This window comes from uncultured Aliivibrio sp., assembly GCF_946479765.1.
Classification (GTDB): Bacteria; Pseudomonadota; Gammaproteobacteria; order Enterobacterales; family Vibrionaceae; genus Aliivibrio.
On sequence record NZ_CAMLHO010000019.1, the window covers coordinates 1 to 13033 of the forward strand.

At 39.9% G+C, this 13033-nt stretch carries 9 protein-coding genes; 3 read left to right on the top strand and 6 right to left on the bottom strand.

All coding sequences use genetic code 11. The features are described 5' to 3' along the window. A partial coding sequence (locus Q1K78_RS09100) for a VCBS domain-containing protein (protein WP_300177167.1) occupies nucleotides 1–2113 on the bottom strand: 2113 nt, incomplete at its 3' end. A 374-nt stretch (nucleotides 2114–2487) separates the two neighbouring features. Between Q1K78_RS09100 and udp the strand changes: the two genes are divergently transcribed. Next, nucleotides 2488–3246, top strand: a complete 759-nt coding sequence (gene udp / locus Q1K78_RS09105; RefSeq protein WP_300177170.1) for a uridine phosphorylase — start codon at nucleotides 2488–2490, stop codon at nucleotides 3244–3246. A 132-nt stretch (nucleotides 3247–3378) separates the two neighbouring features. Here udp and Q1K78_RS09110 read toward each other — a convergent pair whose 3' ends face one another. Further along, nucleotides 3379–4530, bottom strand: a complete 1152-nt coding sequence (locus Q1K78_RS09110) for a DUF1887 family protein (protein WP_300177173.1) — start codon at nucleotides 4528–4530, stop codon at nucleotides 3379–3381. Between the two features lie 240 nt (nucleotides 4531–4770). On the opposite strand from Q1K78_RS09110, the gene Q1K78_RS09115 reads away from it, so the two are divergent. Then, nucleotides 4771–5244 (top strand): DUF2947 domain-containing protein, encoded by a 474-nt coding sequence (locus Q1K78_RS09115; protein WP_300177176.1) that lies wholly within the window; start codon nucleotides 4771–4773, stop codon nucleotides 5242–5244. A 99-nt stretch (nucleotides 5245–5343) separates the two neighbouring features. Here the strand turns inward: Q1K78_RS09115 and Q1K78_RS09120 are convergent, their stop codons facing one another. From Q1K78_RS09120 to Q1K78_RS09135, 4 genes are all read right to left on the bottom strand, one after another. Further along, nucleotides 5344–5646 (bottom strand): hypothetical protein, encoded by a 303-nt coding sequence (locus Q1K78_RS09120; RefSeq protein WP_300177179.1) that lies wholly within the window; start codon nucleotides 5644–5646, stop codon nucleotides 5344–5346. Between the two features lie 138 nt (nucleotides 5647–5784). Next, nucleotides 5785–8601, bottom strand: a complete 2817-nt coding sequence (locus tag Q1K78_RS09125) for an Hsp70 family protein (RefSeq protein WP_300177182.1) — start codon at nucleotides 8599–8601, stop codon at nucleotides 5785–5787. A gap of 154 nt (nucleotides 8602–8755) precedes the next feature. Further along, nucleotides 8756–10576 (bottom strand): Hsp70 family protein, encoded by a 1821-nt coding sequence (locus Q1K78_RS09130; protein ID WP_300177185.1) that lies wholly within the window; start codon nucleotides 10574–10576, stop codon nucleotides 8756–8758. Beyond that, nucleotides 10576–11208 (bottom strand): DUF2760 domain-containing protein, encoded by a 633-nt coding sequence (locus Q1K78_RS09135; protein ID WP_300177188.1) that lies wholly within the window; start codon nucleotides 11206–11208, stop codon nucleotides 10576–10578. Before Q1K78_RS09135 ends, Q1K78_RS09130 begins: the two co-directional genes overlap by 1 nt. Before the next feature lie 339 nt (nucleotides 11209–11547). On the opposite strand from Q1K78_RS09135, the gene Q1K78_RS09140 reads away from it, so the two are divergent. Beyond that, the gene (locus Q1K78_RS09140) at nucleotides 11548–12972 is read left to right on the top strand and encodes a sensor domain-containing diguanylate cyclase (protein WP_300177191.1); all 1425 of its coding nucleotides are present in this window, start codon (nucleotides 11548–11550) and stop codon (nucleotides 12970–12972) included. The last annotated feature ends 61 nt before the right edge of the window (nucleotides 12973–13033 follow it).

Consider the following 13033-nt stretch of genomic DNA (forward strand, 5'->3'; position numbering starts at 1 on the left):
CTGAAGTCTGAAGTTGAGATTCTTCCGTCACCGCACCAGTATTTGAGCCACCAATTACCGCTTTGTCATTAGTGCCATTAACCGTAATCGTTACTTGATGAGGCGTGCCATCGGCCGAATGAACAGTAATGGTATCCGTTGCCGTCGAGCCTTTACCTAACGCTTGAACTGTTGGATTAGTATTATCTAAATCGTATGTCCAATTGCCATTATCAGTTAAGTGCAGCGTACCTAAAGTCCCAATAATGTTGCTATTAGAGAAGTGCGCTTCGCCTGTATCAATATCCGTTACAGTCAGTGTACCGGAGGTATGAAGTTGAGATTCTTCGGTGACCGCACCAGAGTTTGTCCCTGCAATAACAGCTTTATCGTTAGTGCCATTTACTGTGATAGTTACTTGATGTGGCGTGCCATCGGCAGAATGAACGATGATGGTATCGGTAGTTGTCGAGCCTTTGCCTAATGCTTGAACCGTCAGGTTAGTATTATCTAGATCGTATGTCCAATTACCATTATCAGTTAAGTGCAGCGTACCTAACGTCCCAATAATATTGCTATTGGAGAAGTGCGCCTCGCCGGTATCGACATCGGTGACAGTCAGTGTGCCTGAGGTCTGAAGTTGAGATTCTTCTGTTACCGCACCAGTATTTGAGCCACCAATTACCGCTTTGTCATTAGTGCCATTCACCGTAATAGTTACTTGATGAGGTGTACCATCGGCAGAATGAACAGTAATCGTATCGGTAGCTGTCGAGCCTTTACCTAGCGCCTGAACGTTAGGATTTGTATTATCAAGATTGTACGTCCAACTACCATTATCTGTTAGGTGGAGAGTCCCAAAAGTTCCTGCAATATTGGTACTTCCTGTGGGTGAAGTAGCGAAGTGCGCTTCGCCAGTATCGACATCAGTCACAGTCAGTATTCCTGAAGTCTGAAGTTGAGATTCTTCCGTCACCGCACCAGTATTTGAGCCTCCAATCACGGCTTTATCATTCGTGCCGTTAACGGTAATCGTTACTTGATGAGGCGTGCCATCGGCTGAATGAACGATGATGGTATCGGTAGTTGTCGAGCCTTTACCTAATGCTTGAACGGTTGGGTTAGTATTATCTAGATCGTAAGTCCAATTACCATTATCAGTTAAGTGCAGCGTACCTAACGTCCCAATAATGTTGGTATTGGAGAAGTGTGCTTCGCCAGTGTCGACATCAGTCACACTCAGTATTCCTGAAGTCTGAAGTTGAGATTCTTCGGTGACCGCACCAGAGTCTGTCCCTGCAATAACAGCTTTATCGTTAGTGCCATTTACTGTGATAGTTACTTGATGTGGCGTGCCATCGGCAGAATGAACGATGATGGTATCGGTAGCTGTCGAGCCTTTGCCTAATGCTTGAACCGTCGGGTTAGTGTTATTTAGATCGTACGTCCATGCACCAGAGTTAGTAAGGTGGAGAGTGCCTAGTGAACCTGAAATATCAGTGTTTGAAAAATGAGCCTCACCAAGATCAGGGTCTATTATTGTCAGTTTTCCGGCAACATGAGTTGTCACGTCTTCGGTTGTTGTCGCTGAGTCTTTGCCTGAAATAATGGCTTGCTGTTGTGAGTGTTGTGGTGGAGATGTGCTTAATGTCGTAGGGTTTGTGACCAACATAGCAGGAGCTTGATTGATTGTATGGTTTTGCACTGGCGTAGGAAGAATTCCAAGAGGAGTTATTGCGTGTGAAGCTAAGTGAGAACTACTTCGTACGCTTGGAGTTACTATTGGTGTGTGCTCATTCGTATCATCTGGATTAGATTGAATATTGCTCATTTTACTTTCAAAAATAGGATCTAAAGGTGAAATGAGTGATTCATTATGATGAGAATTCGACACATCTAATGTATCGCTTTCTATATTTGAGGCTTTTTCTTCGACCAATTCTTCGGGTGTAAATGTTTTAGAAAAAGAAAAACTTGGCAAAATTAGCATCAATTGAGGATAAAGAGAGAGCCTTCTAGCTAAATAACGTTGGCTTTTATTTTTTTTCTTTTTAATCGGTGATTTTTCCTTTCCCGAATCTGAAAATGATTTAGATTTATTATTTGAGTTTGCTTTATCTGACTGCTTATTCATCCATGACCTCAGTACATAATATATAACTTATTATAAGTTAAGGATATAGAAGGCAAAAAAGCCAATACTAAGGTTAATAATTATTTAAAAGTGAGCTTCCGTTTTAATAAAAGATAGTGCTATCAATTATACCTATTGAATTTGAAATGATTGTAAGGTCATATAAGTCGCGTTAATCTTGAGTGTAAGTTAACCAAAGCTCTCAATTTTTGTGATGCCAATCGTTTTTCTGTGCAAGAGGGCGATCTATCATCATTCCTTTCGGGATTTTAATCACACTAATACTTTAGCCGTTTGGGTAAAGTAACTTCATCGAATCAAATATAATATAATTATTTAAATTAACGCGACCCTACAATCGCAAGGAGTTAACCATGACAGCAGCAGTATTCCATTTAGGTGTTACAAAAGACGATCTTCAAGGCGCAGAAATGGCTATCATCCCAGGTGATCCAGCACGTGTTCAGAAAATCGCAGAACAAATGGAAAACCCTAAGTTCTTAGCAAGCCACCGTGAATACACAGTGTACCTAGCGGAGTTGGAAGGTAAGAAAATTGTTGTATGTTCAACAGGTATTGGGGGGCCATCGACTTCTATTGCTGTTGAAGAGCTAGCACAACTTGGTGTTCGTACTTTCTTACGTGTTGGTACTACCGGTGCAATTCAACCGCATGTAAATGTAGGTGACATGATTGTGACTACTGGTTCCGTTCGTTTAGATGGCGCAAGTCTACACTTTGCTCCAATGGAATTCCCAGCAGTAGCTGACTTTGATGTAGCAACAGCAATGCGTAAAGCCGTTGTTGATCAAGGTGCAACTGTTCACACTGGTATTACGGCATCAAGTGATACGTTCTATCCAGGACAAGAGCGTTACGACACATTCTCTGGTCGTGTTGTTAAGCGCTTCCAAGGTTCTATGCAAGAATGGCAAGACATGGGTGTGCTTAACTTTGAAATGGAATCAGCAACACTACTTACAATGTGTGCAAGCTCAGGTTTACGTGCGGGTTGTGTTGCAGGTGTTATTATAAACCGCACACAAAAAGAGACGCCAGATCACGCAACACTAAAAGAAACAGAAGCACGTTCAATCAAAGTTGTTATTGAAGCTGCTCGTAATCTTCTATAATAGAAGAGCATAAAAAATGCCGCTGATTCGTAATGAATGAGCGGCATTCTTATTTTGTAGTAAAGTAAATAATAAAAAGACCGAATTACGGGTCTTTTTGTTATTCAAATAGCAATGTATCCGTGATAATTATTAATGACCGCCAGCCGCCAAGAACCAATTTAGTAGATGTTTTTTAAGATCGCCTAATTCATCAGGGCCAATAATCGCTAAACCTAAATCCTGTGCTCGCATAATGTCATTGTTACGTAAAGGACGGAAACTCACTAGCATTGCGCGTGCTTGCAGGCCACCTAAAAGGTCACGTAATGACTCTAATTTATAAAGCGTATCATCGCCATCATCTCGCATACCTTTGGTCTTACATTCAATGATATGCAGCTTATTGTTCACGATACTCACAACATCAAGCTCATTACGAACATCTTTCGTTCCTATTTCACGATGTACCTGAACATTCAATGAGTGATCTTGAAGTGTTGGCAAATACTGTTGAATATCAACAACCGTATTATGAACCAGAATTTCCAACCATTCTCCATTCGCTAATCGGCGCGCTTCTTCACAATCAAAGGTTAATACCCCATTGTCATATTTAGCTAGACCGGTTTCCACTAAATCATTCAGCAGCATATTTAGCTCTTTATAGCTCTGCTGTTTCTCTGTAACTTCAACATCTAAACGTTGTTCTTTACGGCATGTGGTTGCAAGGTAATTCAGTGTGGCTAAGCCTGGGCCTAATTCTAGTGCATTACTTGCCCAACGCTGGCAAAGCTGACGTAGACGCTTATCAATATTTTCCGGTAATTCAGTTTCAGAAAACTCACAACGTGCGCCAAAGATAGCAAGATAATCACTGAGTTGAATATTATCAGCAACGTGTCTCTGTTTGCGCCCATCTGGATATAGCCAACATAATTTGTCACTGAAAGGTTCGACAACAAAAATTGGCCAATGATAAGAGCGAAATACTTCATAGGCAGAAAGAAGGCGATGACGAAGACCACAGCTAGCATTCAATTTGATATCACTAAAATGAACTTTCATCTCAGCAGCCAGTGCTTGCAATGATTTTTTGATTAAATGCGTATCAACAATATTTGGTATTTCATAGAAATCAGAAGAGATACCTTTATATTTAAGAATACTCTCTAAACGATGAAACATATCTTTTTGCGTATTATCACCAATAAAAATCATATGCTCACCTTTTACAGAGAGGTCAAGAAGAGGGGTGATAAGACGGACTGGGTCTTGATCTAATATACCAACATGCGTGATCATAAAAAAATCCTTGTAATGGTGATTACACATAGATGGAAATGGAAGGCATGTGTAACCGAATAATTATAATTTTAGATAATATCAACTTATACTAATTTATTGGATTAGTATAAGTTAGCTATTCAATACTATTGTAATGAGGGGCTTAATGATAAAAATCAACCCATTGTCAAATATTCTTATTTGGGCTAAATAAAAAAGGCGATAGAATAGGGGGAAATGCCTACCTATAGAAGAATTATGAGCTATTTACTTTTAGATGAATACAGTCGCAAATGGATTTTCACTCACCAATCAATGCCAGTTGATGCAGAGTTATTACCATTAATTAAGCCGTTCACTCAAGCAAAGTCTGCTCAAGTTTGGAATGACTTTATCAGTGCAAATAGTCCAACGGCTGATCATTTTGACTCAAAAGAATGGCCAATGAAAAAAAGCTCATGGAGTAATGAGATTGATTGGCAACATCGTTGGGACAGTGATAACGACGATTTACCTGAAGAGATTTTAGAGTTCATTGATTGGGCTGATGATGTGACGATATATTTTTGTTATGAAAAATATAATTTAGTTGAAACTTCTTGGGGAACATTCAAGAAAACATGGAAAAATTTCTTATTTTATGATGACTTACCAATTTTAATCGGTAAAAAGAAATCACAAGCGTTATGGTTTAACTCAAAAGGTAAAGTGAAGTTAGGCTCAAGAAGCTAGCCTTAATTTATATAAAGAAACATGTATATATAAAATACAGATGCATAAAAGGCTCAGTGTCAATGACGGTGAGCCTTTTTAAATTGTAAATCAGAATGTTTAAGAGTGGGTTCTTGATATGACATACTCAGGGGCATGTATTTCGAGATAATGTGAAAAACTATCTAATTCTACCTTTAAGTCTTCAGTGTTTGATCTATTTAAATGGATGATAAAGCGTTGAAACTCATTGATATCCAATATCTGTTTGTTATACATAATCCATTCAATTACTAGCTCTTTAGGTGCAGGGAATAATTCACTAAACCTTTTAGCAGCATTGCGTAATTCTCGAGTGCCGAAGCGAGACCAACCAACAAAATAAAGTAACACCATAACCGCTAAAATAACGATATGGATCATTAAAATTACCTTCAAATTGTGATGAATAAAGTATACCTAATTCATTATGTATTTGAAGGTAATTTTAATTTCTTTGCGAAGCTTTGACAAAAATTAAGCAAGACTCTCTTTTGTTGTTGTATTTCTGATATTGAATTACTAATTAATTAAGCGTAAACCAGCTGGTAAAGCATCACCAAAGAGGCGTTTTGAATCTGCCTCTGTTAACGCTTGTTGACTTGATACAAGGTCAATCCAACTTTGTGGAGAACGGCTCTTCTTTAATTTATCGATGATACTTTCACGCAATTCATCAGAGACATCTAAGGTTCTATCTCCAGTAAGGCGTGCCATCATTACCGCAGCAAAGCCTGTCATCGGTTGTGTTTTCCAGTCTTGTTCTAGCAAGGTTGGAAGCCATTTTGATACTTGAGTTGCTGGGATCAAATTATGCTGACTGCCATAGAAAGGGGAACGAGAACAAATGCGTCCTAGAGCCCACCAATGCACTTGGGGTTGATTGCCATTTTTTGCATGACCTAAGACCCAAGTTGAAATTAATATTTTGTCTTCAATATCCAGGTGTTCTAATGCAGCGGCTAAACGAACCATAGCTTCATAGCTTTTATTCGTTGCGTCTTCTAATGTCTTAGGATTACGCAGAGAGCCCGGGTGTAAGTATTTAGCAATATCGGCCAAAATAGTTTCTTGTTGTTCTTGATTTAATCCACCCGAAATTCGACGCCAGAACGTCCACCAATCATTCCAAGATTGCTTAGATTCAAACTGAATCCCTTGTTGATAGGTTTCCCACGCTTGGCCAATTTTCCATTCATCCGCAGGGTAACCAAAGCCCGGACGCAGCGTAAACCCCGTCATCTTTAGCCAATTCTGTTCGTGTTTATCTGAGCGACGGCGACGTTTTTTACTGTCTAATAATGCGGTTGCTAGTTCACGAGAAGTAATCAAATCCCATGATTCACGCTTACCAATTAATTTCTCGATATTTTTAGAGAAGGCTTTGATGGCATTAGGATTTTGCTTACTACCACCATAGGCTTCTTTAATGTTTTCTATCGCATTAGGAAGTCGAGGGGGTAGGCTGATTTGGTCAGCCAAGTTTGCACTTTTATTTGATGCTTGGTTACGCACTTCAAATTCAACCAACCAACGTTGTGAATCGTCTTCAATTGACACGCATTCAATCTTAATCGTACCCACTTCAGTAAATTTACACGCTAAAGTGACTTCTACACGGTCTTTTTGATTGGCGTGTAATTCTTCTTTTGCTTTGCTTGAATCAAGTGTTACTACATAAGGGGGTAAGCTAACAAAGCTTGGGTCCGCTAATTCAGTGATCATTCCTGAGGTGGCGAGCTGATCTTTAGTTGTCGATAAAAGATTAAAACGAACAGGCTCACCTAACGTTAAGGAGAAGCGACGGCTCGTCATGCGGATTTCGTCGCCTTCGTCGCTGCCTTTTGCTAGTAAGCATAACCCTTGAGGTTGTTTGTTTTTTTCTTCTAACTGTAAATAGAATGAACGAGCAGAGCCACCACCAATTTTAAGCTGTGCGCCATGACGTGCCTTGCCATAAGCGACAGCACCATAAGCCACGGCTAAATCTGGATGAGGATTTGATAATTGAGTGATCGGGTCACCCTTCCAGTGGCTTAATAATGCCACAGAACGCTCGGCAAGAAGTGGGCTATTAAACACCCCGCCATTTAATAATAAGCCGATAGGGATCGCGCGATCTTGATGATCTGCGAGATCAGACTGATCCCAGTCTAATGCTTTCATCGATACTTCTTTGTGGTTATCTAAGAACTGAGCCAAATGTTTGCTGATGGCAGGATCTGAAGCATAAGGTAAACCAAATTCAACTACGGCTGCTTGTCGTTGATTTGGACGATCATCAAAGTCAGTTAATGGTAAGAAACCATTTAATGCGATGTTATGAACTTCTTCTTTGCTTAATTCAACCTTACGACTGCCGCCTAATAGTTTAGAACCCGATCCAAGGAGAGTTATATGACCTGAATCAGGTGCATTAGCTGAGAGTAAACGTTCTTTGGTTTTTCGAGTCTGCTGAATAAGTTTAGTTAATGCTGCTGCGGTCATTTTTTTACTGCTGTCTAAACGTTGTTCAGCTAAATGTGCTAACGCTAAATCTATATTATCACCGCCAAGCATGAGGTGGTCACCCACACCGATACGATCAAGTGATAATTCATCTTTATCAAACCGCGCTTGGATCAAACTTAAATCGGTAGTACCGCCACCTACATCGCACACTACCATTAAAGGTACATTTTTAAGAATGTCTTTTGCTGTGTCTTGATGATGGTGATACCAGTCGTAGCAAACTGCTTGTGGCTCTTCTAATAGAATAATTTTATCAAGGCCAGCTAGTTTTGCTGCCTCAATAGTAAATGAGCGGGCACTCTCATCAAATGAAGCGGGAACCGTAACAACCACTTCTTGTAGTTCCATTGGGGCATCTGGGTGATGATAATTCCAAGATTGACGAACGTGATTTAAATAACTTGCACTAGCAACAATAGGAGAGACTTTTTCAACATCTTCTGCTCCAGCCCAAGGCAGAATATCAGAGGTGCGATCAACCTTAGTGTGAGATAACCAACTTTTAGCACTGACGACTTGGCGGCCTTCGACTTTTGAGCCTAATTCACGTGCCCATTCACCAATGATTGCATTTTTTATCTCGCCATTAATGGTTTTCACATTCCAAGGTAGGGTTAAATCATTGTCACTGATCTGGCTTTGAGAGGCATGATAACGAAACGAAGGGAGCAGGGGTTTACGAGCAACTTCTCCCGGCCCAATTAATTGGTCAATATTGAAGATTTCAATTGGACTGGTTTCAATACCAAGAGATATATCGGTATAAGCAACAACGGTATGGGTAGTACCAAGATCGATACCAATTAAATAACGGTTAGAATAACTCATCAAAACTCCAACGTGATTTTAATATTGTTGTGAAAGAATCGCTGTAAAATAGAAGGCAACAGCGTAAAAATACAAAGGCACATAGTAAAAGAGTTCAGCCGCCATAACGGTGACTGAACTCTAAAGAAGTGATTAGCGAAGAATAATGTTCAAATTATGCTTCACGAACATCGAACTCTACATGCCATTTCTCACTGCTATCGGCTGCAATGGCTTCAAGATAAAGTGTTCCAAGTTCAGTCACTTTTGAAGCAAGACGAACAGGAACAATCTCACCCGCAGAGCGGCCTTCTGTAACAGGAAGGGTTACTTGAATTGCAGGTAGCTCTTCTAGATCTTCTGGCATCCAGAAATCAAGGTGTGTACCTGCTTGATCATCACGACGAGTGGTAGAACCGTAGAATTTAAACTGTACTGGCTGACCAATCACCAAACCAAACTGTTGGCTAGGAACGTCAGCGTGAGAGCCTTCTTCCATACCAAATGGCGCAACACACAATGCTTCCATTGGTGGTTCCATTCCTGGAATTGCAGGCATAGAACTTTCAATTCCAACATAATAGCTTGATGCGATACCACCACGGATACGAACGCCTTTACCTGTACGAACCGAGCCATAATAAGACGCGCCAGAAGCAACCGCTAAGTCAAGGTCTAACCCTTCAAGTAGTTTTGCGTCCTCAGCTTCTGCATCAATTAACCAATTATTGATAATGCCAAGTAGGCGTTCAGCAAGAAGATTTGATTTTAGAACACCACCGTTTAAAAGAATTGCAGTAGGTTTAATAAAATCAGATTCGTTTTGTTGACCAAACACTTCATCAGTCGCTGCTTGTTGGCGAGTTAAGAAGCTTGCAAGGTGGCGAGTTACTGCGGCATCTTGCGCGTAAGGTAGACCCATTTGAGTCAGTGCGCCACGTGCAGATTGAACAGGGTGCTCAGTGACAGGAATAACAGGGAAGAAGCCTTCAACCAGTGTTTGCTGTACTTCTTCCTGAGTCAATTCAGTTTGCAGTGTGCCACCTAACAATTTAGACCCACGGTTAGGAACCACAATTGGAACAGCACGTAATTCAGAATCGTTAAGAAGCGCCTCTTTAGCATCACGACAAGCGTGAGTCATGACTTGAATTTGCCAAGGTTGCAGTTGTTTACCTTCTTGCGCTAGCTTCATCTTTAATCGATAAGCCAGAGCCAAATCCATGTTGTCGCCGCCAAGAAGAATATGGTCACCTACCGCAACACGGTTTAGGCTCAAGTTGCCTTCTTCTTCAGTCACCGCGACTAATGATAAATCGGTTGTACCACCGCCAATATCGACTACAAGAATTACATCGCCAATAGAGACTTGATCACGCCAAGAGTCGCCATTGTTTTTAATCCAGCTATATACCGCAGCTTGCGGTTCTTCTAATAACGTAAGATTGCGGAAACCAAGATTGTTTGCCGCTTCAGCCGTTAAATCACGCGCAGCAGGATCAAATGATGCAGGAACCGTCAGCGTAATATCTTGCTCATTTAGAGGGTGTTCAGGGTTTTGAAAATCCCAAGCATTCTGAAGGTGCTCTAAATAACGCTTAGTGACTTCAAGAGGCGATGCTTTGATCACTTCTTCAGGGCTATTTAATGGCAAGAAGGCTTCACGACGGTTCACGCCACCATGACATAACCAGCTTTTAGCACTAGCAATTAAACGAATAGGGGTTTTACTACCAAGGTTACGAGCAATGTTACCCACAATCGCGTTTGGTTTTGTTGTCCAAGGAAGCGTTGTATCGCCTTCAAGCAATTCTGCTTCATGTGCTTGGTACATAAATGAAGGCAGTTGCGATTTTTCTTCAACTTGACCCGGTGCCGTTAATTGTGGGATTGGCATGACTTGAACACTGGCGTCTTCGTCATGTAAATCAACATAAGAAAGCACGCAGTGAGTTGTGCCTAAATCGATACCAATACTGAATTTAGCTTGTTCCATTACAGTTCTACCTCTGCTGGAGCAACAATCGTTGCATCATAACCATCTGCTAATTTAGGAAGTTTAACTTCAGCGACTTTCCAACCACGGTGGATAAGCGTGCCATTAAACGGTGCTTCGCCAATTACATTACCAGTTAAACGTATTTCTGATGGATTAAAGCCTACAGGGATAGATAAGCGAGACTCTTCTTCTTCCGTGCGAATCGGGATAAGGGTGAAGTATTCAGATAATACTTTTTGACCACCGTCATGAATAACACGAGCGGCAGCGCCGACTTCAGCATCAGCAAAGCCTTTAAGATCTTCTTGCATAAAATCGATGAAACGCGCTTCTTTTTGTAGAAGGGATAATAATTGTAGAGCAGATTCAGGGGTAGATGCTTTTACTTTAGGCTCTACTTCAATAATTTTTTCGATGATCTTTTCTACTTCAACCACTTTCTCGATTTCAACAATCTTCTCAACTGGTTTTTCTACGATTTTTTCTTTTTCAATTTCAACAATCTTTTCAATTTCTACTGTTTTGCCTTTTTTCATCGCATAAAGTAGTACGAATAAAGCAGAAGTACCGAATAGGACAATGTGACCTAAATCGAAGGTAGAAGGAATAGCATTTACGTCAAAATTCATAATTCATTCTCTATATTTTTGGGTGCCATGCACCAAACGTTTCTAACTAAATTGTGGTGAATTGTAGCATATTCAAGGGATAAGAGAGAAAATAACCGCCTAGAAAAGAGATAACAGATACCGTTTGGCGTTATTTTGCACAGAATCGAATTAATTCAATAAAATGTCACTTTTATTCTGGATTGGGTTTCGTTAAGTACCTATAAGGATTAGAATTAAAGAATATTAACGGCTTGAGGGAATAAGGTGTTTAAAAATAACTATTTTTACGTAATTTGCAGTTTTATCTTGGCCCTATTTCTAAGTTTGTTATCAATGAGGGTTGTCTACAAATCAGATTTGGACAACAATCTTGAAAATTTCTATAAAGAAGCGGATCGTCAATCGGTGTTACTTTCTTTATTAATTGAAAAAGATATTGATGTTATTGGCGCTGGTGCCAACTTTTATCAGGCTGGCTCTAAACACGACTGGCAGCAATTTCCTCTTTTTGCCAGCTCTTTAGTGAATAGTTCAGAAAGCCTGATTTCGCTGCAATGGATGCAAAAAGTCGAAGAATCAGAAATTGATCAACATATTAAAGAGGTTCAACAAGTTTTTCCCTCATTTACTCTTTATACCGTCCCTAAAGACCTCCCTAAAACCTATGGTTATGTGATGAAAAATCATGAACCAATTTTTGTTGCGACTGATATTTACCCAAGAGATAAAATGAATATCCCTTTACTTGGCTTTTACTCTTCTCGTGAACGTTTTCAGCGCGTTCTTGATGAATTTATGAAGACGGGAAGACCGAGTGTGTCAGATAAAATTCGTTTATTGCAAGATAGTTTAGATCGTAATGATGTAAAGACCGGGATGCTAGTATATCACCCCGTATTTACTGCTGATAAACAAGATTTAAAAGGGGTAATGATAGGGGTATTACGAATTACCAGTTACTTCGAACAATTAGTATCATCAACGTCATTAGGGAAATCGTTGGTTGTGCGAATTATTGATACAGGGTTTGATGCTGAAGACGATCCTATTATGTTTGAGAGTCAAGAATGGAATAATCTTAGTGGCTTAACTTACACAACGAACATAGCCATTGAGAATCGAATTTGGAATGTAGAATATAAAACCCATGCAAAATTAAGTGACTATCAACGATTGACGCTATTTTGGATGTTTATTGGTGCTCTAGCAATTTCAATACTGGTATCATTACTTATATCCATGGTTATGCGCGATAAAGGGCAATTAGAAAAATTATTAGCGATTCGAACCAAAGAATTACGCTATTTAGCCATGCATGATGATCTGTCTGGATTATTAAATCGACGGGCAATAAGAAATGTAATCCGAGTGTTTATTGAAGAGGAGAAGCCTTTTGCTCTGATTTGTTTTGATATTGATAAATTTAAACAAATTAATGACACTTATGGTCATCCTGAAGGCGATAGGGTGTTATGCCATATCAGTGAGTTAGTGTCAGAGTTACTTGATGAGCTCGCTTCTTTTTCTCGGCTTGGTGGGGATGAGTTTTCTATTGTGGTTACAACAAAAACGCATCAAGAGTTAATTAATCTCTCAAATAAGGTTCGTGATGCTGTAGCAAGTTCACCAACCAAATTTGATAGTTTTGAGATAAATCAAACCATCAGTCTTGGTGCAGTATGCTGGAAAGGAGAGACCAAAGAAGAGCTTATTAAGATTGCAGATCAAGCTTTATATCAAAGTAAACTGAAAGGAAGAAATCAAGTTACTGTTTGTGAATAATTTTTCAGCAATCAATACTCAGAGTATCGCGCTCTCTTCTTTGATTAGGTAGAATAGCGCT